Below are 25073 nucleotides of genomic sequence, written 5' to 3' on the forward strand. Positions count from 1 at the left end.
ATGGGGTGGTGAGCATGCCTGCGGGCAAGGCACGCGTTACCGGCTCCGGCTACAGCACGTTCGTGTACGCCGGTAAGCCGATCGCATATCTGATCAGCGTGGAGGATGCGGGCCAGCGGGCCTGGTCCGACAAGGGGCAGGCGTACTCGTTCATCCACCCCATGGGCAGCAGGACGCCGACCGAGATCGCGACGTCGCGCGTGCTCTCCGGCGGGACGCTGCAGCTGACGATCCAGGAGCTGTGGGACCAGGCGCACTGGGAGCACATGGCGGGGATGGCGGGGACGAACAACGTCGTCGAAATTTTCGAGCGGCTGTCCCGGACGGCGAACTACGTGACGGCGCAGACGATCATCAAGCCGCCGGGGACGGAGTCGAACCCGTCCAAGTGGCGCGGCAAGATCTACCACAACGTCACGATCGTCGACATCATGGACGGCGACACCCTGACGGTCGGCGGCCTCGACGTCGCCAAGCCGGTGGTCTGCGCGTTCACCCACACCTCAAGGCTGCGGTGACGGCATGACCGATACCCACGGCACCTACGACCCCGCCGACCGGCCGGGGCGCAAGGCCGCCACGCCGGAGGGGTCCACGCTGAAGGCGGAGGACGGCACCGAGCTGCCGTCCTTCGACCGGCGCTACGAGGAGGACTTCAAGGGGCTGCTCTACATCGGGTCCCTGACGGACCGGTTCAGCTGGCTGGGGCACGAGTTCGTGATCCGGACGCTGGGGGTCGACGAGCAGCTGGCCATCGCGCAGGTGCTCAAGCCGTACGTGGGCACCGGTGGCGGCGAGCAGCTGGCGTATGCCACGGCGCTGGTGTCGCTGTGCGTGGTGTCGGTGGACGGCGAGGAGCTGCCCACGCCGATCGCGGAGGACATCAAGCTCGCCGAGTGGGCCCAGCGGCGGTTCTCGTACGTCAAGGACAACTGGTACCAGTACACGATCAACGAGGTCTTCAACCGCTATCTGAAGCTGGAAGACACGGCTTCTCAGGTGGTGGAGGCGATGGGAAAAGCCTTCGCGCCGACGGCCTCGACCCCTGGGTAGAGCGGCAGCTGCGGCTGGCCGAGCGCCGGGGCGTGCTGCAGCAGCGGCACCTGTCCAAGGTCCAGGACCTCGGCCTGCAACTGCTGATCCTCCTCGACGGCTGGGCGGCGAGCGACGCGAAGGCGAAGCAGCGCAACGAGCAGCTGCGGCTGGCGCTCGTGGCAGCCGGGATGTCGCCGGAGGACGTGTACGAGGACCAGGACGTCGAGACGGACCCGGCCAAGTACGACGCCTACGACGAGGCCGACGACGACTACTCGGCCGTGGACTGGACCGAGAGCGCGTCGCCGGACGACTGGGCCCTGCTGCAGCAGCAGCTGGACTCCACCCGCGTGTCGGTGGAGGGCAGCGCGGGGGCCGAGGAATCCGCCCCTGACCTGCCGGACGTGGACTTCGATCGGGAGTGGCAATGACGACGCCTTCGCCTGGCGGCGGGCCCCAGAACATCACGGGGGCCCTGCGTCAGCTGACGATGCAGCTGCAGGCGATGCTGCACCAGAACCAGACGATGAACAACCTGCCGTCCAGCGCCCGGCAGTACCTGCAGCAGGCGCGTCAGCAGATCGCCAACCCTGCGGCGCTGCTGGGCGGGCAGGTGCCGGTCCCGCAGGCGCCGACGGCGCAGTGGCTGAACCAGGCGGCGGCCTCGTTCCTGAGCCAGGTCGTGCTCAACCAGCCCAACCGGGGCACGTCTGGCCAGGGGCCCCGGCCTCCGGCGCCGGGGCCCACGCCGCCGACCACGCCTGCGGCCCCGAACCCGCCGCAGCTGCCCAACCCGTGGATGTACGGCTACCCGGGCTTCATGCCGCAGGGCGGCGGCGGCGCGGGCTACAACGGGCCGCAGCCGGGGCCCTTCGCGGGCCCGCTGGTGGCCCCGCACCACTCCGGGGTGGGCGGAGGCAACGGCGGCGCGTCCACGGGCATCGGCTCCTGGGCCCGCTCCAGCGCGCCGATGATCGGTGCGCGGATCGCTGGCCCCTGGGGAGCTGTTGCTGGCGCGGCCGTCGCGGCGGCCACGCAGATCCCCGCAGAGGTCCGCTCGCAGCGCGACAAGAACGCGTACTACCAGTCGATCGAGGGCGGGTCGAACTTCGACGGCTTCGCCGAGCGCGCGCACGAGGAGGCGTACCGCTGGACCACGTTCGGCGTGCTCAGCAGCGACGAGTCCCGCAAGGCCTTCAAGGGCGTCACGAAGCTGGGCTACAACAGCAAGGTCGAGGGCGGCCCCGGCCGCCAGGACGCGCTGGACTTCGTCTACCACGGCAAGACCCGTCGCGGTGCTTCGGTGGATGAGTCCCTCCAGACCCTGCAGGTGAACTCCAAGAACGCCCTGGGCAGCCTGAACGACCTGAACGACGCCCTCAACGAGGTGTCCGACAGCGCGGGCAAGGCGGGCATCAACTCGCAGATGGCGCGCGCGGAGTTCACCCAGCTCATGGACCAGGCCATCAAGCAGGGCTACGGCTCGTCCTCGTCCGGCGTGGCCGCGCTGGAGCAGAACGTCAAGTCCTCCTACGGCCGCTCCTTCCAGGACGTGGACGCCTCCGGCCGCCTGGGCGTCAACCGCGCCTACCTGGCCGCGTCCATGACCGGCACGAGCGTCTCCGACTACATGACGGCCGGGCCGACGGCCAAGGGCCGGGCCGACGCCGTCACCGACGCCGCCGTGGCGAAGATCGGTCTCAAGCCGGGCGTCGAGGCGTGGATCAAGACGCAGATCGCCAAGTCCGGCGGCAACGTCACCGAGGACGTCGAGCAGCAGATCGCCGAGGAGATGCTGCAGAAGTTCTACCCGAACGACCCCATGGCGCTGGCCGCCGTGGTGGGCAGCCTGTCGGGCTACCCGGACATGGCCTCGAACCCGGTCCTGGCGGCGGCCTGGATCGTCAAGCAGTACAACGGCAAGGGCGCCGGGGCCGAGGTCAAGGAGCTGACGTCTGCGCAGAAGAAGAGGCAGCAGGCGGCCAGCAAGAGGAACTCGGTGTCCACTGGCGTCGGCGACAACCTGCGCGAGCCCGTGGCCAGCGACTCCTCCTCCGCGAACATCCCGCTGGGCCGGGTCCTGGATACCGAGAAGTCCGGCACCACGCTGGGTTTCGGCGGCCACAACTCCAAGGCGGTCGACGCCTACAACGACTGGCACGACAAGAAGGGCGGCCAGGAGGACCCGGTCGTCTACGCGCTGCTCAACGCGATCGAGGGCGACGACAAGTCCAAGGTCGCGGTGAGCACGAAGGACGGCAAGAAGGTCGTCTCCCTGGCCGACGCGATCAAGCGCCACCGCAACGAGCTGGCGTCGGGCAAGGCCGTCGTCGTCGAGGGCGACCAGGCGGGCAAGTCCGTCAAGGACATCCTGGGCGAGAAGGGCGTCGACCCGCTGCGGGACTTCTCCAAGGAGGCCTCCAAGTCGGAGAAGGCGGGCAAGTCCTACCAGACGTGGGAGAAGGACCACACCAAGAAGGACAAGAAGGGCGGCGAGAAGCTCACGATCGGCCTCACGGCCGACGCGCGGCGCCTGCTGACCGTCCTGGACTCCACAGGTGTCAACGGGGCCTCAGCGACCGGCTCAGCGCCTTTGAGCCCGTACGCCGAGAACCCGAGTTACGGCGGGGAGTAGGCCATGGCTCTGGCATCTCTCGGGTTCGCGGGCGGACCCCAGCTGACCTTCCGAATCAACCCCAGCAGCATCGACTGGGGCTTCGACATCCACAGCAGCGTCACGCCGACGGTCGGCGGCCGGGTCGTGCAGATCACCGGCGCGACGCTGCGGGACCTGACGGTCACCGGCTACCTCGGGGAGGACCGCCGGGCGGGCGCCTCCCCGGACGGCCTGGCCGACCACGCGGGCGCGAGCTGGCGCCTGCACGAGGTCTTCATGCGCCGGTGCCGCCAGATCATGGATCACCAGTCCCGGGACGCCAGCCGCGCGGGCATGATGCACGCCCCGGCGATCTTCAACTACCCGGACCGGGACTGGCGCTGGCAGGTCTACCTCAAGAGCGTCGAGGATCTCGACGGCTCGGCCAGCATCGAGCACCGCACGGGCAAGTACTCCCACGGCTACAAGCTGACGCTGTTCATCGTCCAGTCCGGCTCGGCCAGCCTCGTCACCGCAGGCCAGAACAGCAGCGAGATCGACGGCGCGCAGGCCAAGGCCATCGCGGCGTACATCGAGCGCATCAGCGAGGGCATCGGCTGGCGGCAGAGCCAGTACAACGGCGGCCTCTCCGACGCCGACAGCCAGAAGGAGACCGACAAGGGCCAGCAGGAGGACGAATAGTGGCAGACCAGTGGGGCTCCGACGCGCCCGTCTCCATGCCCGAGCCGCTGCCGCACGGCCTGACCGGCCCCACCGTGGCGATGGGCGGCTTCGTCATGACGGAGAACGGCCTCTTCCACGACCTGTCGGCCGCCGACCACGAGCGCATCTCGCGGCCGACGTTCGCGCCGTACGACCCGATGAACCGGCAGGACGAGTCCGTCCCCGACCCCGCCGACGACGAGGAGGACTGGTGGCAGACACAAGGAAGGGGCTGAACTGCACCCTGACCTACCCCGTCGGCGGGGCCAACCGGCAGATGCGCGTGCGCGTCGACATGGTCGGCCACGGCATCACGATGGTCGCCGACGAGTCCAGCGCCCGGAACTCGCGCGCCTACTACCCCCACCGCGTCGCCCCGGCCCGCTTCTACATCCGGGTCCTGCTCAAGGGGTACGGCGAGCGCAAGGCGTTCTCGGACTGGATGCAGCGCTACGCCGACCACGTCATGAACCCGGGCCTGGCCGTCGGCAAGAAGTTCCCCGACATGCGGGTCCTGCTGCCGTCGCGGAACTTCGACCGCGAGGGCGTGCCGCTGACCGGCTTCGAGTGGGGCGACACCATCGGCGCGATCCTGTGGACGCCCACGATCACCTTCGAGACGACCGCCGAGCCCCAGGACACCGAGTCCTGGACCACGAGCACGTTCGTGGACGCGGCGGACCCGGACATGAAGTACTTCTGGCCAGCCGGGACGCAGCTCGGCGGCAACGCGGTGCCCTCCGGCAGCTACCAGAACGTCATCGACGGCTCGGACGGCGGCTCCGACTCGGGCCAGACGCCGCCCTCAACCCCCATGCCCAACGAGGGGCAGCTGCCGAGCGACCGGTACGACTACGGAGACTAAAAAAGCCCGCCCCTGGCGCTGGGCCTGGGGCGGGTCTTCGGTCCTCTCATGCTTCGCGGGCCCGAGGAGACCAGTTGGATTCACCAGCAAGGTAAGAATCCGCTGCAAACCTATCAGCGCCTGTGTTTCAGCGTCCACCTCCGACCCCAAGGGGCGGAGGTGGTCCCCATTCCGAACTTCGTGATGGCGCCGGGCGTGAAGGTCTACATCGCGACCGAGCGCAACGGGATCATCGACGTCTCGGACGACCTGGTCGACGGCGAGATGATCCGCCGCTCGGACGGCGTGAGCAGCTTCCGTTTCAGCCTGCAGAACGTGCGCCGGAAGTACGACGGCATCCTGAGCCCGAACGACCGCGTCGCCGTGCAGATGAAGCGGCTGAAGTGGGTGCAGGTCTACACCGGCTACCTCAACAAGGTGCCCCTGGTCACCGCGTGGCCGCGCGTGGTGCACCTGACGTCCTCGTGCTCGCTCAAGCGCCTGCAGTACTGGTACTGGGACAGCCACGCCGAGGCCTCGCAGATGATGGTCAGGCAGGCCCTGGAGGACGCGGGCAAGGAGTCCGGCGTCTCGGACGGCGGCATGACCAACGTGGCGCTGACGGTCCTGAAGAAGGTCGTCGGCTGGCCTGCCTCGAAGGTCCACATCACCAAGATCCCCGGCAACTGGTACGGCGTGGTCGAGACGCTGGCCAAGCAGATCGACGCGGAGCTGGACGAGGCCGACAAGGTCGCCCGCGCGCTGTACGACTCGCTGGGTCCGGCCTCGGTCGGCTCCGGCGGCGCCGGTGGGGACGCGTCGTCCCTGACGGGCAAGTACGGCGGATTCAACAGCAGTGAGCAGAAGTCCAACGCGGCGACGATCTACACCGTCGGCAAGCAGAAGGGCGGCTCGACCAGGGACTGCATCATCGCGATCATGACCGCGATGCAGGAGTCCGGGCTGAACAACCTGGACCACGGCGACCGGGACTCGGTCGGCCTGTTCCAGCAGCGGCCGAGCCAGGGCTGGGGCACCAGGGCCGAGATCATGACGCCCTCGTACGCGGCGGGCAAGTTCTTCGAGGCGCTCTTCAAGATCAAGGGCCGCAACTCGATGGAGCTGTGGGAGGTCTGCCAGGCCGTGCAGCGCTCGGGCCACCCGCGCGCGTACGAGAAGCACGAGAAGCCCGCCACGGCGATGGTGAAGGACCTGGAGAAGGGCGGCGGCTCGGAGGCGGAGGGCGCCAGCCTGGACTCCAAGCCGCAGGGCACGTCCAGCGGTCTGGCTTTTGCGCAGATGGGTGTGAATTTCTGCAAGAAGTACCCGAATATTCCGTATACGCAGAAGTATGGCGGCACGCAGATGGCCGTGCTGTCGAAGAACCCTCCGCCGGGGCTGGACTGCTCCTCGTTCGTGCAGTCCATGTACCTGCGGACCATGGGCAGCCTCTACAACGTGCCCCGGGTGGCGTCGGCCCAGTACGCGTTCTGCAAGCCGGTGTCGGTCGCCAAGGCCCTCAAGACGCCCGGCGCGCTCGTCTTCAAGGGCGGCTCGCCCGGCAGCATCCACCACGTCGAGGTGTCCCTGGGGGACGGCAAGAACACGGTGGGCGCGCACAGCTCGCGGGCCAACCCGCAGGTCGGTGTCGGCCCGGCGCTGCCCGCGAGCTACTGGGACTACGGCGGCTTCCTGCCACGCCTGGCGTACACCACCGGCGCGGGCAGCGTCATCTTCGAGGGCACCGACGGCACCGAGGGCGCTCTGCCGTCCGACATCCAGGTCGTCGAGCTGGTGACCGGCGCGGACGCGCCCGGCTACAACCCGAAGGACCCGTTCGACAAGATGTTCGGCGACAACGCCTGGCTGCCGATCTCGACGGCCGAGAACGACCCGAACTACGCGATGGCGCAGATGCTGGCCGGGCCGCGCGCGCTGCTGAACGACCAGCCGCTGCTGCCCTACCTCAAGAACCTCTTCAACAGCACCATGCGGAGCTTCTGCAGCGCGCCGAACGGGGACCTGATCGCCTGGTACCCGGACTACTACGGCATGTGGGGCGCCGCAGCCAAGATGGTCATCCAGCCGATCGAGGTGCAGGACTTCGAGGTGTCCTGGTCGGACGACTACATGGTCACGCACCAGTACGTCGTGACGAGCCCGCAGGGGTCGACGAACACCTTCGACCCGTCGACCGGCACCGCGCAGTCGATCACCCAGGACTACCTGGCGACGGCCGCGATCTTCACGACCGGCGTGGTGTCGATCGACTTCCCCGGGGTCTGGAAGGCGCTCTTCGGCATGGATATGACGGAGAAGCAGGCCAAGAAGTACGCCGACGACATCAAGAAGCGCTTCGGCGCCCGGCCGGACTACCAGCAGCTCCCGGGGCTCGTCGGCCCGAAGGCGGCCTTGTTCGCCGCGATCTTCCTCTTCATGCGGCAGTTCGCCTACCAGTACCAGGCGTCGGTGCCGCTGACGTTCATGCCCGAGCTGTACCCCGGCATGATCATCCAGATCCCCGAGTTCAACTTCCAGGCGTACGTCACGACCGTGACGCACAGCTTCAAGTTCGGCCCCGACGGCTATTTCAACACGTCCGTACAGATCGCGGCTCCGGCTCGCCTCACCGGCGACAAGAAGCTGCTCGGCCTCCCGATGGCAGGTGGAGCGTGATCCGCAGCGCCGCGACGAGAGGGCTCGCCTGGACGTACAAGCAGGTCCAGGTCAGGGAGATCCTCCCGGCCAAGCGGATCGCGCTCTGCGTCGACACCGAGGGGCTGTACGTCGAGGTGTCGACGCTGTTCCGCCGCAGCGACGCGGCTCCGGCCGTGGGGCAGATCTGGATCGTCGACCGCGAGCTGGGAGGGTGGGCGTTCGCCGCCCGGGTGGACATCGCGCCGCCGGACGCCACCGGCGGGCAGTGGACGCCCCTGGTGCTGAAGAACGGCTGGGTCGTGTCCGCCGGAGCGGGGGACCCCGCGCCGCAGGCCCGGCTGAGCGACGGGTGGATCGAGCTGAGCGGCGTCATCTCCGGCGGCACCGTACCCGCGCTCGGCCTGGACCTGGTGGCCGCCTCACTGCCCGAGGGATTCCCGGCCCGGCTGCGGGGCAACGCGGTCCTGGCCAGCGCCCTCCCGGGCACCAACGGCTACATACGCGGGGCGCTGGCGGTGAACGGCGATGTCACCATCCGCGTGTCCGCCACATACGCACCCGCGTGGATCGACCTGACCGGCCTGAAGGCCCGGGTGACATGAAAAAGTGAGACCCATGGGTCTCACTTTTTCGGCCTCGAACTGAGACCCATGGGTCTCAGTTTTGGCTACCCGACAATTTCAGCCGCAGCCTCGTAGGCGCGCTTCAGATCCTCGACGTACTGCTGCACGGCCTCCGGGTCCTTCTCCTTCGCGTCCCTGAGCACCTCCAGGGGGAGGATCCGGTTCGTCCGGCGAGCCTTGGCCAGCTGATCTGCCGCTCCTGGCCCCGAGTCAGCGCCGGGCTCGGGCTCGATGGCCTCGGTGTCCCTGCCGAGCATCAGGACCCTGCGGGCAGCGACTGCCCCCGCCGAGGTGATTTTACCCATCCTCTTCATCTCGGCGAACTGGTCGCGCAGAAGCTGCTGTCGCTCCGGGGAGACGTTGGGCTCCCCGTCGGCCGTAACGGGAATCTCCCCCTTCTCGTCCACGATGGTCGAGTACAGCTCACGGTAGGTGCGTTCGTTGAGGGCGCCCTCGATCATGTCCCCGATGATCCTGTGCACGGGGACTGCACGACGAAGGCGATAGACGTCCTGGGTGGTCAGTCCGAGGGGCTCGGCGAACTTGGCAACGGATTTGAACCCTGCCGCCTTCAGCCGGGTCCCCTGAGTGACCCACCACAGATACTCGCCCGCCGAGGTGACGTACCCCCGCTGCAGTCGTCCGAGGCCGTTCTCCAGTGCCCGGTTGGCCTGCGCGATTCCGCGTCTGGCCATGCCGACCTGTTCCAGGGCGTCCAAATCCTGGGGCGGCTTGACGAACTCGAAGGAAGCGTCGTCCCTCTCTGAGGCTTTCACCACGTCGTCCTGATGCGGCACGTGAACGGCACTCTCGGCCTGGTGAGGAACAGCGGCCTGGGGCTCCTCGGCCGGGGCGCTCACGGCTGCCTCAGCGGCCGAGACGAGGTCGTCGTCCTCTCCTCGTCGGGCCTGGGCGGTGACGGCGCTGGACGCCTCCAGCGCGGCCTGGGCGCGTTTCTGAGCGGCGGTCGGCTTCTTCGAGGGGACGGTAACGCGGGCCATCAGGCGACGATTCCCTTCATCAGGTGGCGGAACAGGTGACCGAACTCTTCGAGGTGCGGTCGCTTCGGGGTGGTCTCCCAGGAGCGGATGTAGTCCGGGGAGCCGCTGATCTGGAACTCCTCAGGCACCAGAGACACCTGCACCTTGGCGGGATCTTCTGCGCTGACGATGGCCTGAAGGACCGGCCTCTGCTCCTCGGCGAGGGTGTTGTTGCCGGAGCACCTCACCAGGTAGACGGAGACGCGAAGGGCGGAGTTTGCCTTGGTGCCCTTGGATGCCTGGCGGAGCGAGGCCTTGATGCGGGAGATCTCGAAGCCGGACGGAGCAACGGGCAGGACCAGCATGTTGGCGACCTTGCACATCTCCCAGTAGGCCTCCTTGCCCGCGCCGCCGCTGTCGACGATGACGACCTGGTACTCCTCCTTGAGGGCCTCGATGACGTCGTCGAGGTCGGAACCCTCTTCATCCTTGGGGTCGTAGGAGACGATGTCGAAGGCGACCTTCTCGTCCCGCTGTTCCCTGATCCGGTACCAGTTGTCGACGGTCTGGGAGTTGTCGTCCGTGTCGACCACGACGACCTTGAGGCCGAGCATGACGGCCAGATAGAGCGCGAAGAAGATCGCACTGGTCGTCTTGCCGGTGCCTCCCTTGAGGACGCCGACGGCGATGACGAGGCAGCCGTTTTCGTCGATCCAGGCCAGGATTTCTTCTCGTGTGGCCATGAACGTCTTGAGGCGCTGCCGGGGCAGCGTAGAGGTCTTCACGATGGTCCCTTCCTTGGCGGGCTCGTTGTGCTGCCCCATCCTGCCGCAAGATCTGGCTCCATAGGTGCAGCTGCTCATGTCTCGGCCCGCCGTCGCGTCCTTCAAGGGGCGAGGAGGTGGCGGATGAAGACTCTGGCGCTCGTGGGCGGCGACCTGGCCCCCGGGGATGGCGGATACCGGTTTCTGACCGGTGCCCCACGGCTGCGGCAGGACCTGGCGCTCGCGCTGGCGGAGCCGTACGGCCATGACCCGTACCACCCCGAGTACGGGTCGGTGCTGGCGTCGTACATCGGTGAGCCGTTGACGGCTGAGCTGGAGTTGCTCGTGCGCGCCGAGGTGGTGCGGGTGGTACAGCAGTACGTCGCGGCGCAGCAGGCGAGCATCGCGGCCGACTCCCTGTCGGGCTCGCGCTCGCGCTACTCCTTCCAGGACGTCGTGAAGAACGTCAGGTCCATCACGACCGAGATCAAGTACGACGTGCTCAAGGTCGCAGTCTCGCTCACCACGGAGTCCGGGGCGACGGTCAAAATCCTGCGGACGGTGGACGTGTAATGGCAGTCTCTCGCGACGACATCGTCACCCAGCTGCGGGACGCGCTGCTGATCTCCGATCCAGAGATCGACACCTCCGTCGGCACGCCCCTGCGCAAGATCATGGACGCGTTCTCCGCCTCCCTGGCCGACGCGTACATCGAGAACCACCTGCTGTCGTACGCGTACGACATCGACTCGAAGAGCGACGCGGATCTGGATGCGTTCACGTCCCTCTTCGGCATCTCTCGGATCCCGTCCCGGCGGGCGTTCGGCACGGTGACGTTCTCCCGGACCGGAGACCTGACGCCGACCGTCTTCATCCCGGTCGGGACCGAGGTCGCCTCGTCCTCGGACACGGCGCTGATCGTGCAGCTGGTGACCGGGGCGACGATGATGCCCGGGTCGGCGTCGGTCACGGTGCCGGTGCAGGCGGTGGCGGCCGGGCCGGAGGGGAACCTGGGGGCTGGTGTGGCTACGGTCGTCACCTCGCCGATCCAGGGGGTCAACTCGGTGGTCAACACCGCCGCGCTGACCGGCGGCACGAGCCGGGAGACGGACACCGAGCTGCGGGCCCGGTGGAAGGCTACGGTCTTCCGGTCCATGGCCGGGACGGAGCAGATGTACCTGGGCGTCGCGCTGGACGACACCGACTGCTACGCGGCCCAGGTGGTCGGCTCCTCGAAGACCCGCTCGGAGATCCTGCAGGTGCCGCTCAGCGGCGCCACGCCCGCGCAGATCACCGACGCGAAGTACGTCTACAGCAACCCGGTGAACGTGGCGAAGGCGGACGGCACTCCGCTGGTGAAGGACTACGACTACACGTGGATCCCGAGCAACCCGCCGCAGCTGACCGGGCTGTCCACGGCGTTCCCGGCCGCCGGTGAGCTGCTGACCGTCGAGTACCAGTACCTGCCGGTGGTCAGCCGCAACGACCCGGCGGCGAACATCACCAACCGGGTGGACCTGTTCACCGGCGGCACCCGGGCCCAGGCCGCCCAGGCCAGCCTGATCTTCAAGCAGGACAAGAAGTGGCAGACGGTCTCCAGCGTGGACCTCTACACGGGGCACTGGCTGCGCGCGGACCAGACGCGGCCGGAGGCGCTGAACGTCTTCATCCCGCTGCCGTTCGGGCCCATCCTGACAGTGCCCACGACCATCACCATCGGGGCGACGACGTACGGCCGGGCGACGAAGGCGAACCCGCTGGGGACGGTGACGAGCGGCATCACGTACGCGTACCAGATCGTCCACGAGGACACCGTGGACGGCTGGACGCCGACGAGCCGGTTCGGGCTGGAGTGGCACCGCAACTACCTGCCCGCCAACGGCACGGCGTTCGTGGTCGGCGGGAACGGCGACTACACCTACAACGAGGTCCCGGCCTCGGTGCAGGACGCCGTCAACCGGTGGCGGCTGGCGGGCATCGACGCAAAGGTGCACCAGGCCAAGCAGCGCTGGCTGCGGTTCGCGCTGGGTGTGATGTACACGGCGTCGTCCACCGGCGCGGTCGCCAGCGTGCAGGACGCCATCCGTACGGCACTGAGCGACTACCTGAACCGGATGGGCTTCAACTCGAACATCCAGATCAGCGACGTCCTGGCGGTCGTCCATCAGGTGCCCGGGGTGGACAACTGCCGCCTGCTGCACGGCAGCGACGTGATCGGCTACAGCTCGGCGAACCCGAGCGCGTCCATCGTCGGTATGCAGCAGATCGCGCCGGACAGCGCCCCCGAGTCCGGCGCGCTGACGTCGTACGTCGAGGCCGCCACCGGCCGGGCGAAGGACATCTACTTCCAGGACGATGAGCTGCCGGTCCTGGGCGCCGTGGTCTTCAAGACCCTGGCCCGCAACTCCTTCGGGGTGCTGTGATGACGACTCCTCTCCACCAGGGCTCCAGCCTCTACACCGGTGACGTCGTCTCCGGCGGCCTGATGCCGCTGCAGGCCGACGTCACGGTGCCGCAGTCGACGTCGCTGGCGAGCGCAACCGGCATGCTCGTGGCGGACGTCGCCATCGCCGAGCAGATGCGGCACTTCCCCGAGGAGGTGTACGACCTGCGGCCGACCTCCCACCTGGTGCGGCTGATGCAGGTCCTGCTCGGGGAGTCCGGTGTCGGCCAGCTGAGGAAGCGGCTCCTGCTCGCGCAGCTGCAGACCCTGTCGTCCTCGGGCGCGCGGTTCTTCGACCTTGACCGGTTCTACGGAGCGTTGTTCGGGGCAACCCGGTCAAGTGCCGAGCAACTGGCGATCAATCCCATGGAGACGGCGACGGCAACGGCCGCCGAGTGGGAGTCAATCGAGGCGGCCGACGCGTCGTTCCGGGACCGGATGACCGCGCTGGCCCAGTCAATCGCCATGGGCGGCACCATGCCGGGCCTGACGGCGGCGGCCGAGGCGATCACCGGCGCCGAGTGCGACGTCTTCGAGTCCTGGGCGCTGCTGGAGGCCGTCGAGGATCCGGAGGAGGCCGGGCATACGTGGGAGTGGATGGGCGGCGCCCCGTGGTCGGAGTACGAGGGGCAGATCTGGGGTGCGCTGGAGGGCACGCCGTTCTACGGCCGTTCCGGGGTGTTGACCCGGTCCGAGGTGCTGGTGCGGGTCAACCGGGACTACCCGGCGACGGCATCGGGCCGGGCCCAGCGGGCGAGCGACGAGTGGGCGTTGGTGCGGGTGCTGGAGCGGCTCAAGCCCGCGCACATCCTTCTCACGGTCGACACGCAGGGCACCTCCGCGCTGTTGCCCCGGGGCATCTCGGCGGTCAGCGCCGACAGCGAGCACTGGGAGATCGCGACCCGGGTGACCCCGGGCGGGCAGGTGCCGTTGGGGTCAACTCCGTACCCGCTGTCGCCGCAGCAGGAGGCGGATGGTGTTGACCCGGGGTCGCCTCGGGTGTTGCCCCGGCCGCCGCTGGTCACCAAGGTCGGTGACGAGTGGGCGTACGGGTCACAGATTCCGACCTGCCGTACGTACGCGGTCATGCCGACGGACGACGTCGACTTCACCGAGCCGGGGCCGGTGGCGGACCTGGGCGGCGAGGCAATTGACCAGTCGGTTGTCTGGCGTGACGGGGCAACCACGGTCTACCGGGCCACGCTCGGGGCGATGGACCCGCTGCTGAGCCAGGCGGCGCGGGCGGGTGCCGACGGAGTGCTGGTGGCCAACCCCTACAGCGGTGACCGGCGGATGGTCCTGCCGACCGACTGAGTACTGTCCGTGTCCTCTCCTCGGCCTGCAAGGGGTGAGCCGAGGAGGAACCCGTGGCAGACCTGTATCCGAACTACGCTGCTCTGGCCGCTGCCCGCCAGATCGGTGTGGACTACCGGCTGCTGGTCCGCACCCCGGCGGGCTCGCGGCTGGCGCATCTGGCCATCCACGGTGGCGGCATTGAGCCGGGCACCACTGAGGTCGCGGACTACCTGGCCGGGTCGGCCAGCCGCTTCTACAGCTTCGACGCGATGCTCGCCTCGGGCAACGCCGACCTGCACCTGGCCAGCACTGCTTTCGACGAGCCGCAGGCCCTGGAGCTGGTCTTCGCCAGCGACTTCGTCATCTCCTGGCACGGCGCGGCCGGGGACGAGCCGATCACCTACATCGGCGGCCTGGATACCGATACGGGCACGCGGATCAAGGAGACGCTGGAGCAGGCCGGGTTCGCGGTCGGGGCGACGCCGACGGAGATCGGCGGGAGCAGCCCGGACAACATCGCCAACCGGGGCGCCCGCGCGGTGGGCGTACAGATCGAGATGACGGCCGCTCTGCGCCAGTCGTTCTTCGAGGACTTCACCCGCGTGGGCCGGGACAGCGGGGCCCGGACGTCAGATTTTTACACCTATACGACGGCGATACGGACCGCGCTCAACGGGCTGGATGTCCCGGGCAAGGCCCTGGGGGCCGTGTGGCGTGACCGGATTGCCCGGCCGGTCAAGGGCACGGGCTCGGTCTCCGGCGACTTCGGGATCCCGGCTCTTGCCCCGCTGACCGTGGACGGCATGCCCCTGGACGCGGTCAAGGACGCTCTGCGCCTGCAGGTCAACAACCGGCAGGTCAACAGCAGCAGCGGAGAACGGTTCTGGTCGAGCGAGCCACGGGCCAACGGTGACCGGCTGCGTGAGGTGTACGAGTTCAGCTTGACCTCGGAGAGGCCGGTCAACCGCCTGTCATTCTCTCTGGCGCGGTTCCCTCAGCGGGCCTGGGTGCAGTGGCGTGACCGGGACGGGGTGTGGCATCCGCTCACGCATGCCCGGACGCGGGCGCCGGTGATGCTGAGCATCATCGACTCGTTGCCCGCGATCATCCCGACCGGCGTGCCGGATGACTCCAAGCTGCACCCGCAGCACTTCGGGGCCGGGCACTGGATGCCCCAGCTGGTCGATGTTGCCCCGGTCAACTCCTCCCGGTTCCGGATCATCATGACCCGGTTGCCCTCCTCGTCGGCGCCGGTGGGCACGGACGGGCAGCCGGTGCCCTACTCGCTGGGAGTCAGGGACGCGCAGGTGTCCTACCGTGCGGCGTCCCTGAACGACCTGCCGTGGCTGCCCCAGACGGATGCCGAGTACACCGCGCCGATCACCGGGTCAACCGACCTGCTGGGCTCGCAGATCGAGTACACGGTGCGGCGCAACCGGGCCTCGAACCTGCTGCCTCCGGCCCAGGGGGTGTGGCGCTGCGCTCCGCAGCCGGTCCCCAACGCCGTGGTCAGCCTGCACCTCGATCTGCGGAACGCGGCGGGAAAGCCGCAGGTGATTGACCGGCTGTACGTGGACCCGGTGACCTCGGGCCCCTCGGTCAACCTCTACTACACGGACGACACGACTGTCCCCGAGAGATTCGCGCCGTCAAGCACGGCGTTGACCCTGCCGCTGGTGCGCCCGTCGGCCGAGTTGCCCGTGGCGGACGGCGAGGGCGTGCTGTTTGACCACGTGCGCTCCTACCTGGACGTGGACAACCGGGCCTGCCAGTTCACCCCGTCCAGGGCGTTCCTGCTGGCCATGGTGGTCCACCCGCAGTTCACCTCCGACGACCCGGGTCAACACACGGTCCTGGACGCCGGGCAACTGTCGGTCACGTTCTCCGGCGGCCTGCTGATTGTCCGTCTCGGTGACCGTCAGGTCGAGATGGACCCGGTCACCTTCGGGGTCAACGCCGCAGTTCCCCTGGCAATCGCGTACGACGGCACCCTGTTGACCGTGCGGACGCCGTGGGGGCGCCGGGAGCAGCAGGACATCCACCTGCCGCTGGACCCGCCGGGGACGCTGCGCCTGGGCGGGCCGCTGACGGGCGAGGGCGGGGCACTGCGGATCCGGAGCCTGCTCCTGGCCCAGGGCCGGGCGGCCGACGTCGAGACGATCGAGGCGTACTGGGACGACCCGGCCGGGTACGCGATGCCGCCGGGGCTGGATGGCGACGAGACGCAGCACACGAGCGCCAGCGCGATCCTGCGGATGGACCCCAGCCTGATCACGCCCGGCGTGGAGTCGGTGTGCCCGTGGGGGCTCATCGGCGGCCCGGCGATCTGTTACGACACGCAGGTGTGGACGCCGGTGCCGGGCGACTTCACGCTGCGCAAGGGGCTCTTCAAGTTCCGGCCGATCAAGGCCGCGCACGTGAAGATGGAGTTCACCAACCTCGCGCCGATCGTGCTGACGCCGTCCCAGGCGATCCCGATCGTGAGGACGAAGCTGTACCCGGCGGACTCCGGCCGGGGGAACATCGTGGCCCGGTCGGCGGGCGAGGAGTCCGGGGCGCTGCCGACGGGGGCCCGGGTCGCCACGGAGCAGGGGGCGGTGTACCGGTACGTCGATGCCAGGAACGTGACGGAGGCCGGGCCGTCGGCGGCGTACCTGCCTACGGAGGCGCTGTACGCGCCGGATCCGCTGGACGCGCAGGTGCTGCGCCGCTCGGGCCAGCGCTTCCCGTATCAGCCGCTGCCGGGTACGACGGCGCCGCGTTTCACGAGCACGGGCGTGCACCACTACCGGGTGGCCGAGCTGGCCATGGACACCAAGGTCGGCTACACCGTGGCGCTGGCCCAGGTACTCGCCTACGCCTCCGACCCGATCGCGCAGCGGGACACAGAGCAGTACGTGGATCTCTTCCACGACACGGCCTACCTGTCGGGGTACTCGGACAGCGACCCGAACGGCTGGCGGCACAACGGCGAGGCGATGGTGACGCACGAGCAGCCGCCGTGGCTGGGTACGCGGATCATGTCGAAGACACTCGTGTCCAAGCGCCGGGTGCTCGCCGTGCAGTTCGCGGCGCAGGCCTCCGATCCCAAGCAGCTGGCGCGCGACCCCGATTTCGACGACGAGTCCCTGCACTTCTGGCGGCCGGTGGGCGATGCGACGATCGAGTCGTCGTCGCGGTACTCGGCCTCCATCGGCCGCATGGCCCAGGTGACCCGGGGCCATGCGTCGTCCTCCTGGGGTGCGCTGGAGCAGCAGTTCCCGACGTGGGGCGACATCGAGGAGTCGGACCCGCTGCCGAACCGGCCGCTGTGGTACGAGGTGGAGAACTCCACCGTCGAGGCCAGCAACGGCGGCATCGAGTCTCTGCGGCCGGTGACCCCGGCGCCGGGCGGGCGGCTGTACGCGGCGGCCCGCGTCTACACCGAGGGCCCGCTGGCGCAGCCGCTGCGGCTGCAGCTCGTCAACGGCGACGGCCGGATCCTCGCGGAGGCCGAGCAGGTCATCGACTCGGCGCAGGTCGTGGAGTGGTACGTCGGCGCGACGATCCGCACCGGCAACCCGGTCGGCATGCCCTCATGGACTTCGGTCGAGGCGCTGGGCTCCTGGGCGCAGGTGGAGGCCGTCGGCTCCTGGGGCGATGTCTCCCAGGACTGGGGCATCGACAACGTCTACGACGTCCGGGTCCGGCTCGTCCAGGAGGGCACGGCCGGGACCGGGCAGTGGCTCACGGACTCCCTGGCGATCTACAACGACCCGCTGGTGTGGGAGGTCTCCAGGGACGGCGGCCTGACCTGGCACGAGATGGTCTCGATCCGCAACAACCCGCGCGGCGTCTTCACGTTTCCTGACCTGGAGCCGACGGACCGCACCGGCGGCACGCAGCTGCGCTGGCGGGTGACCGGCTACTCGGCCGGGCTGTCGATCTCCTCCATGGTGCTGCGGCCCTGGTACGCGACGCTCTCGGGCGCGGTGCCCTACCTGGACACGCTGCAGGCGGCCGGGGCGGCGACGTCGCTGGCGGACTACTACCCGGCGATCGAGTCCGACCCGCTGTTCCAGGGGTGGCAGCACCCGATCCCGCAGGAGTGGTGGCTGGCGGCCCGCCAGTGGCTCCAACAGACCTACCCGCCCACCGGCCCGCTGCCCCCGATCACACTGCCGGAGGCCGTGGCCGAGGGCACCGACGAGGGCAGCCCGCCGTCGGCCGCGCGGCACACCCTGCCGAACGCCTTCGTCCTCAACCGCTAAGGAGCACCCGTGCGCGCGCACTTCAACCGCCCTCTGACCGACCGGGAGGGCAACCAGATCGACGAGGCCGTGGTGCGCCTCCTGGTGACGGGCAGCACCACGGAGCTGATCTCCGACATCGTCTACTCCCAGGCGACGGGAAGCCTGACCCGCACCAACCCGTGGAACATCACCAACGGCGAGGTCGACTTCTTCCTGGACGCCCCGGCCCGGCTGCAGATCGGGGTGAAGGTCGGCGCCGACCCGGAGGAGTTCTGGGACAACGTCGACGTGCTCGCGGTGGCCGCCGAGTCGACGCACCCGGGCACCGGGGAGGGCTCCATGTCGATCGGCACCGGCGCCGTGGCCTCCGGCACCGGTGCCATGGCGCTGGGAGCGGCGACGCTGGCGGACGCGGACGCGGTGACCGTCATCGGATATCAGGCCTCGGGCTCCCAGGCGGGCTCTACGGCCATCGGGGCGCAGGCCTCGTCCACGGAGGCCGGAGGGCTGGCGGTCGGCCAGTCAGCGCTCGCCCAGGGCCTGCAGGCGGCTGCTCTGGGCAGCGGTGCGCAGTCCGTGTGGGACCAGGCCACCGCCGTTGGCGCGGGCGCCCAGACGACCCGGCCGAACCAGGTAGTCCTGGGCACCGATGTCGACCTGGTCGACATCCCCGGTGCGGCCGTCCTGCACAGCCCGGACGGGACTCCGTTCCTGCTGCAGGTCGCCGACGACGGCACCCTGTTCACTCAGCAGCTGGCGCCCTACGTGGTCGAGGAGCTGCCGGACGGGCCGCCGGACGAGATCCTGTAGCCACCTCGAACTGAGACCCATGGGTCTCACTTTTGCTGTGCCTGCCTCTCTCTGCGCCGCCAAGGGGTGACGAGAGGGAGGTAGGCACAGTGGCGCGAGCACACGTGATGCGGCCGATCATCGGCGAGAACGGCGACCTGCTGTACGGGGCCACGGTCACTGTGCGCGAGGCCGGTCTGTCGGTGCGGCTGGCCCAGGCGCTGTACGCCGGACCGACAGGGGCCGCGCAGCTGTCCAACCCTCACGTCGCCACCAGCGGCTTGATCGACTTCTGGGTCGAGGTGCCCCAGCGAGTCTCGGTTCTGGTGCAGCGCGATCAGCACTCCGACATCCTGGTCTATCTGGATGCGGGGGCTCCGCCTGAGGAGACCGCCCGCACCGACACCCCGCTGCTCATCACGGGCAGCCAGGTGCCGGGCAACGTGCTCATGGCGGGCAACACCCCAGGTCAGGCCGTGTGGGGGGCGCCGACGATCAACGCGGGTGTGACCCCGCTGGTGACCGTCCTGAGCGAGGCCTTCGCCCTGGCCCGCGACCCGGCGGGCTGGACGTTCACGCAGGCCGCGAACTCCGCGCGCGACTACACCGACGCCGTCCCCGAGGGGCAGGGCTACACGAAGTCGCTGCGCGCCCGGCACACCGGCAACTCTGGCAACTTCGCAGCTGTTTCTCCGGGATTCACCCTGACCGAGCCGGGCTTCGTCTCGATGTGGCTGCGCCCGAGCCTGACCACCGGCGAGAGTGCCGTCATCGCGGTGACGAACCAGGCCAACGTCAAGACGGTCCTGCAGACCATCACCACGACCCGGGACTGGGGCTTCTACCGCTTCCCGCTGGCGGCCGGTACGTACAAGTCGGTCTCGGTGGAGTTCCCCGGGGCCGCGATCTTCACCGGCAGCACCGGGCACGAGATCTGGGTGACCGGCCTCAAGGCCCAGTACGGCGGCTTGGTGCCCGCGCACACCCACTCCGGCGCGGGCGCCAACTCGGTCCTGCTCGGCCCGGCCGCCGCAGCGGCCGGTGTCAACGCGGTCGCCGTGGGCAGCGCGGCCACCGCCTCCGGCCTCAACTCGGTTGCGTTCGGCCGCCAGAGCCAGGCGACCGCCGAGGACGCCACGGCGATCGGCCCCGAGGCAAAGGCGGTCGCGGAGGACGCGGTGGCAGTCGGCGTACGGGCGACCGGCTCGCTGGCCTCCACCGGCTGGACGGCCGTGGGCGCCGAGGCCTACGCCGACGCCAACGAATCCACGGCCATCGGCCACAACGCCAGGGCGTACGGCCTGCGCAGCGCGGCCGTCGGAGCAAACGCCTACGTCGGCCCCGGCGCGGACAACGCCCTGGCGCTCGGCCAGAACGCGCAGGCCCTGGCGGGCGCCGCCGTGGCGATCGGCATCAACTCCGTCGTCGCGGCCGGACACACGGCTTCAACAGCCATCGGCGAGTCCGCCTCGACCACCGGCGCGGGCCAGATCATGCTCGGCAGCGCGAACACCGCCTACCGCATGGTCATCGCGCTCGGGCGTCTCTACGCCGTGGGAGCCGTGAACCTGGGCACCGACGCCACCTCCCGCCTCGGCTTCTACGGCAGCGAGGGGACGATCAAGCCCGTGGTGACCGGCTCCGACGGCGGCAACATCGCGCTGCGCAACCTGCTGGCCGCGCTGGCCGGGCTCGGCCTGATCACCAACAGCACCACTACCTGAGCGGGCGACCATGGGACTGACCTCTGTGCCCGGCCAGGTCTCGGCCGGACCGATCGACGGATACCTGCGCGACGACGCCGGGGACGGCACCCTGGGCCTGCCCGACCTGTCCCAGGTGCCGTACACGTACGCGCCGCTGCTCGGCGAGGTCGACGCCGGGGCCTCCTGGTCCGTGGACAAGTTCCGGCTGGGCGGGTTCGCCGCTTTCAAGGGCAGTCCGGACGGGTACGGCGCGCTGCGCTCGGCGGGCGGGCCCCGGGGCGGTGCAGGTATCGCGGTCAACCCGGCGCCCACCGGGACCAGGGCCACCAGCCCGGACGGCAGCCGGGGCGCGGACTACACCTGGGGGCCGCGCGACTTCGCCATCGCGGTACGCCACCCGGGTACCGAGGCCTGGGCGCCGGGCAACATCCGGGCCTACGTGGCCTTCACGCAGTCCACGAACAGCGCCGGGATGCGCCTGACCACGGCGGAAGCCGAGGGGCCCTGGGACGCGGAGCTGGCCGACTCGGCCGCCGTCTCCCTGACCGGTCGGGTCAACCTCTGGGACGGCGCCCCGCACACCTTCCACGTGGCGACGTTCGGCCAGAACGTGTTCCTCCTGATCGATGAAGTGGTCGGGATCCCGTTCCGGGCGCCGAGGGCCTACAAACGCAACGCGAACGGCACGACCAACCCGGCCGTCTTCGCCACGATGCCCACCACCGGCGACTACATCGGCTACGACTGCCGGGGCGCGGACAATGCCCTGTGGTCCTGGCAGGCCCTGCAGCCCGCCAGCGGAGATTTTTTCTACTACGACATGGGCGCGACCGCCGTTCAGACGCCGCCCGTGACGACCAACGGCCTGACCGTGACCTCCTCCGGCGAGGCCTGGACCGTCTCCGGCACCGCGACGGCGTCCAAGGACGGCGTGCTGCTGGCGGCCAGCGCGATGGCCACCTTCAACGTCGCCCACCCCTACGGGATCCTGGCCACCCGGTGGGGCACCTCCACCACCGAGGGCGGCCTGGTGTTCCGGCGCCAGGATGCGAACAACTATTTCATGGTGACCGCGAACGGCCTCTGGCGATCCGTCGGCGGCGTGCTGGGCCGCTTCCAGACCTTCCCCACCCTGCTGGTCCCCGGCGACCATGTGACGGTCCGCAACTGGGCCGACCGGGTCCGAGTCTGGATCAACGGGGTGTCCGTGGCCTACTTCCTGGCCTCCGACTTCCCCACCGCCGCAGGCGTCGGCTTCCGCGCGTCCCCTTCCGGCACCAGCCAGTGGCGCTACATCGCCTACCAGCCCATGGTCTCCGACCCTGTCCTGCCCACCACCTGAGAGGCCGTCGTGGACCGCTGCCACCTGTACCTGCCGTTGATCGATTCCTCTGGCGTGACCTATCAGTTTGCCGAGGTGACGCTGCTCGATCCCGAGACCAGCACGCCGATCGACACGCAGGTCTTCCTGGAGCCGAACGGCGGCGCGCCGCAGGAGTGGCCGGTCCTCTTCGACCCGGCCGTCATCGACCTGTGGCTGGACACGCCGCAGAGGGTCACGGTCCTGGCGCTGCTGCCGGGCGGCTCGACCCTGACCCGGACGGGCGTGGACGTCTCTCCTGCCCCGGCCGCCACCGTCCGGACGGAGGCGCCCCTGCACATCGGGTCGGCCGAGGGGCTCAGCAGCCAGGCCGTGCTGGCGGTCTCCCCGGACGGCTCGGCCGTGTGGCAGTCGCTGGACGTGCTGCGCGACCACCGGCACGAGGGGGACTCACCCGACTCGACCGTGCTGGGGATGCTGGACCTGCAGGACATCTACCCGGGCCAGACCTGGCTGGGCCCGGCCATCAGCGGCGAGCAGGGGCCCGACGCCGCCGCAATGGGCTACCAGGCGCACCCCGGCGGCGCGGAGGCAACCGCCGTCGGCCGAGCGGCGGGCGCCGGGGCCCGGGGCACCGCGCTCGGCGCAGACTCCAGCGCGGGCGCCGAAGCAACAGCGCTCGGCGCCAACTCCAGCGCGGGACACCAGGAGCAGGTGGTGGCCGGGCGCAACACCAGCGCGGCGGCCGGGCCGCCGGGCGCCGTCGTTCTGGGAGCCCAGCTCAACGCCGAGGCGCTGGCCTCCGTCCGAACACCGGGGGTGCGGGTGTACGAGGACGGCCGGGTGGTCCTGGGCCAGGGCGTCCTGCCGGACATGAGCTGGGCCGACGAGGCGTACACCGCGATCCTCGGCTCGGCCGTCGTGCCTAAGTTCTTCGGCGCCCGCAACGACGCCACGATGGCGGGCCGCGCGCAGACGCTGGGGTTCTTCGGCGCATCCGGGCAGACGGTCCCGCTGCTGAGCACCTCCAGCGTCGCCGTCGGCACGCCCGGCCGGGACGCGCTGCTGTCGCTGATGTCCGCGCTGGACCGCATGGAGCTGATCCACCTCACGGACGGGGCCATCGACGACGAGCTGGCCGACTTCACCAAGTCCTTCGCGCACAACGCCAACGCTGTCATCGAGACCGGCGCGGACAACGGCACGAAGCCGGGCGAGACCAGCCTGGTCAAGCGCAACGCGGCCGGGCCCGCCACTCTCACCTACCGGATCGCGAACGGCATCCGCGACTTCCGCTCCCGGGTCTTCGTCTGGTCGACGACCGGCAGCCCAGCCTCTCCGACCACCGAGCTGGTGGCCGACGTCTCGCCCGACAACACGACCTGGACCCGGGTGCCGCTGTCGTGGCAGCCGCTGATCCCCACCACCGACTCCTGGAACCAGTGCTGGGCGGCCAACCAGAACCCTCTGCCCGCCGGAACGCAGTACCTGCGCCTGACCCTGGACAACAACCCCGCCATCTTCACCCCGATGATCGGCCGGGTCATCGTGCGCCCGATCGGGGACCCGGTCCTGACGACAACCGTGCTGGCCAACCCCAGCCGCCTGCAGGTGTCCGACAACACGGGAGTCCTCGCCACCCTCACGGTCGGTGCGAAGACCGTGGCGATGCGCGGGCCGCAGCGGACGTTCACAGAGAGCAAGCGGCCGTTCACGGATCCCTTCGACCGCACCACCAGCGACGGCTGGGGAGTGTCTCCCGAGGGCGGCACCTGGTCGCACGCCAACGGCGCCGATACCGACTACAGCGTGTCAGGCGGGCTCGGCCGGATCCTCGTGACCGATGTCAACGCCTCCCGTCACACCTCGCTGGTCGACAACGTCACCGACGTCGATGCACGCCTGTCCTGGTCCCTCAGCGCGATGCCCACCGGTAACGCCTCCTCCCTGGGGCTGTCGTTCGGGTACACCTCGTCCACGAGCCACTACCGCGCCCGCATGTCCGTGCTCACCTCGGGCAGCGTGCAGCTCGCCCTGGAGTGCCAGACCTCCGGCGGCACCACCACGCTGGGCGCGCTCACCACCATCGGCACCGGCTACGTGGTCGGCGACGTCTGGCACATCCGCGCCCAGCGCACCGGTACCAGCTTGCGCTGCCGGGCCTGGAAGGACGGCACGGCCGAGCCGTCCACGTGGACGCACCAGGTCTCGGACGCCACGCTGGGCGCGGGCCGCGTCGGACTCCGGGCCCTCGCCTCGACGGGCTCCACGGCGGTCCCGTTCACCTTCAATGTGCACGACGTCCAGGTGTACTCCGGCACGTGGCCGGACCCGCCCTCCGTCACCCACACCACCTGGGTCCGTACGCTGGCCCAGCCGTTCAGCGGGACCTGGACTCCGGCTCTCGCCGCGCAGATCCTCGCCTGGGGCGCCGACACCAGCGCCGACGCCCTGGCCTTCGCGATGCGGTACATCACCGGGGCGCCGGTCATCACGAGTCCGGGCCTGGGCGGCGCGCAGGTCGCCGGGCAGGCCAAGTACGGGCCCGACGCGGCCGACGGAACCCGCATCGAGGGCGCGGACTTCCACGACTACATGGCCAGGGACTGGACGTTCCCCAACGGCGAGACGCTGGCGGCGAACCCGGCCGAGCCCCTCTGCATGGACTGCTCGGGCTACGTCCGCATGGTCTACGGCTACAACATGGGCATCCCCATGGTCCGCACCGCGAATCTCAACGGCACGAACCTGCCGCGCATGACCAAGGACATCGGGCCGAGCGGGCCGGGCATCATCGTGGCCCAGGCCACCAACGCGCCCCCGTCGCTGACCTCCCTGCAGATCGGCGATGTCCCGCACTTCGACGCCGACACATCAGACCTGGTCGCCGGGCAGATGGACCACAACGGCATCTACCTCGGCCTCGACAACCACGGCGTACCCCGCTTCATCAACTCCCGAAAGACGCCCAACGGGCCGACCTTCGGCGACCTGGGCGGCACGTCCACCCTGACCGGCGAAGGCCTCTACGCCACCAGCCTGCGCATCATCAGGCGCTTCTGA

19 protein-coding genes are annotated in these 25073 nt (G+C 69.6%); 17 read left to right on the forward strand and 2 right to left on the reverse strand.

Going from position 1 to position 25073, the window contains the following annotated elements; all coding sequences use genetic code 11:
- The first annotated feature begins 8 nt into the window (after nt 1-8).
- The 9 genes from QFZ75_RS39185 to QFZ75_RS39225 all read left to right on the forward strand — a co-directional run bounded on the left by QFZ75_RS39185 (nt 9) and on the right by QFZ75_RS39225 (nt 8458).
- Nucleotides 9-518, forward strand: coding sequence for a hypothetical protein (locus tag QFZ75_RS39185; RefSeq protein ID WP_307545260.1), 510 nt, complete (start codon nt 9-11; stop codon nt 516-518).
- 4 nt (nt 519-522) lie between these two features.
- Nucleotides 523-1053 (forward strand): hypothetical protein, encoded by a 531-nt coding sequence (locus QFZ75_RS39190; RefSeq protein ID WP_307545262.1) that lies wholly within the window; start codon nt 523-525, stop codon nt 1051-1053.
- A gap of 32 nt (nt 1054-1085) precedes the next feature.
- A complete protein-coding gene (locus QFZ75_RS39195) occupies nt 1086-1466 on the forward strand; it encodes a hypothetical protein (RefSeq protein WP_307545263.1) in 381 nt (126 codons plus the stop codon).
- Complete coding sequence (locus tag QFZ75_RS39200) at nt 1463-3670, forward strand: hypothetical protein (RefSeq protein ID WP_307545265.1); 2208 nt, start codon at nt 1463-1465, stop codon at nt 3668-3670. Before QFZ75_RS39195 ends, QFZ75_RS39200 begins: the two co-directional genes overlap by 4 nt.
- 3 nt (nt 3671-3673) lie before the next feature.
- Entirely contained in the window at nt 3674-4333 is a 660-nt protein-coding gene (locus QFZ75_RS39205) for a hypothetical protein (RefSeq protein ID WP_307545267.1), read from the forward strand.
- On the forward strand, nt 4333-4590 hold the full coding sequence (locus QFZ75_RS39210) for a hypothetical protein (RefSeq protein ID WP_307545269.1): 258 nt from the start codon (nt 4333-4335) through the stop codon (nt 4588-4590). Before QFZ75_RS39205 ends, QFZ75_RS39210 begins: the two co-directional genes overlap by 1 nt.
- A complete protein-coding gene (locus QFZ75_RS39215) occupies nt 4566-5219 on the forward strand; it encodes a hypothetical protein (protein WP_307545272.1) in 654 nt (217 codons plus the stop codon). Before QFZ75_RS39210 ends, QFZ75_RS39215 begins: the two co-directional genes overlap by 25 nt.
- A gap of 159 nt (nt 5220-5378) precedes the next feature.
- On the forward strand, nt 5379-7874 hold the full coding sequence (locus tag QFZ75_RS39220) for a C40 family peptidase (RefSeq protein WP_307545273.1): 2496 nt from the start codon (nt 5379-5381) through the stop codon (nt 7872-7874).
- The gene (locus QFZ75_RS39225; RefSeq protein ID WP_307545275.1) at nt 7871-8458 is read left to right on the forward strand and encodes a hypothetical protein; all 588 of its coding nucleotides are present in this window, start codon (nt 7871-7873) and stop codon (nt 8456-8458) included. The genes QFZ75_RS39220 and QFZ75_RS39225 overlap by 4 nt, the downstream gene beginning before the upstream one ends.
- A 65-nt stretch (nt 8459-8523) precedes the next feature.
- Here the strand turns inward: QFZ75_RS39225 and QFZ75_RS39230 are convergent, their stop codons facing one another.
- Both QFZ75_RS39230 and QFZ75_RS39235 read right to left on the reverse strand, forming a co-directional pair.
- Nucleotides 8524-9480, reverse strand: coding sequence for a hypothetical protein (locus tag QFZ75_RS39230; RefSeq protein ID WP_307545277.1), 957 nt, complete (start codon nt 9478-9480; stop codon nt 8524-8526).
- Nucleotides 9480-10244, reverse strand: a complete 765-nt coding sequence (locus tag QFZ75_RS39235; RefSeq protein ID WP_307545280.1) for an AAA family ATPase — start codon at nt 10242-10244, stop codon at nt 9480-9482. Before QFZ75_RS39235 ends, QFZ75_RS39230 begins: the two co-directional genes overlap by 1 nt.
- Nucleotides 10245-10367: 123 nt before the next feature.
- Between QFZ75_RS39235 and QFZ75_RS39240 the strand changes: the two genes are divergently transcribed.
- The 8 genes from QFZ75_RS39240 to QFZ75_RS39275 all read left to right on the forward strand — a co-directional run bounded on the left by QFZ75_RS39240 (nt 10368) and on the right by QFZ75_RS39275 (nt 25073).
- The gene (locus tag QFZ75_RS39240) at nt 10368-10796 is read left to right on the forward strand and encodes a hypothetical protein (RefSeq protein ID WP_307545282.1); all 429 of its coding nucleotides are present in this window, start codon (nt 10368-10370) and stop codon (nt 10794-10796) included.
- Nucleotides 10796-12646, forward strand: a complete 1851-nt coding sequence (locus QFZ75_RS39245) for a baseplate J/gp47 family protein (RefSeq protein ID WP_307545284.1) — start codon at nt 10796-10798, stop codon at nt 12644-12646. Before QFZ75_RS39240 ends, QFZ75_RS39245 begins: the two co-directional genes overlap by 1 nt.
- Nucleotides 12646-13980 (forward strand): hypothetical protein, encoded by a 1335-nt coding sequence (locus QFZ75_RS39250; protein ID WP_307545286.1) that lies wholly within the window; start codon nt 12646-12648, stop codon nt 13978-13980. The genes QFZ75_RS39245 and QFZ75_RS39250 overlap by 1 nt, the downstream gene beginning before the upstream one ends.
- Nucleotides 13981-14033: 53 nt before the next feature.
- Nucleotides 14034-18212: a poly-gamma-glutamate hydrolase family protein gene (locus QFZ75_RS39255; RefSeq protein WP_307545288.1), complete on the forward strand. Its 4179-nt coding sequence runs from the start codon at nt 14034-14036 to the stop codon at nt 18210-18212.
- A gap of 9 nt (nt 18213-18221) precedes the next feature.
- Entirely contained in the window at nt 18222-19004 is a 783-nt protein-coding gene (locus tag QFZ75_RS39260) for a hypothetical protein (RefSeq protein WP_307545290.1), read from the forward strand.
- Nucleotides 19005-19093: 89 nt separating this feature from the next.
- Nucleotides 19094-20707, forward strand: coding sequence for a hypothetical protein (locus QFZ75_RS39265; protein ID WP_307545291.1), 1614 nt, complete (start codon nt 19094-19096; stop codon nt 20705-20707).
- 10 nt (nt 20708-20717) lie between these two features.
- Nucleotides 20718-22031 carry a hypothetical protein gene (locus QFZ75_RS39270; RefSeq protein ID WP_307545293.1) on the forward strand — a complete coding sequence of 438 codons (1314 nt, stop codon included), beginning with the start codon at nt 20718-20720 and terminating at the stop codon, nt 22029-22031.
- A gap of 54 nt (nt 22032-22085) precedes the next feature.
- Nucleotides 22086-25073, forward strand: coding sequence for a hypothetical protein (locus tag QFZ75_RS39275; RefSeq protein WP_307545295.1), 2988 nt, complete (start codon nt 22086-22088; stop codon nt 25071-25073).

The sequence above is a fragment of the Streptomyces sp. V3I8 genome (assembly GCF_030817535.1).
Classification (GTDB): domain Bacteria; phylum Actinomycetota; class Actinomycetes; order Streptomycetales; family Streptomycetaceae; genus Streptomyces.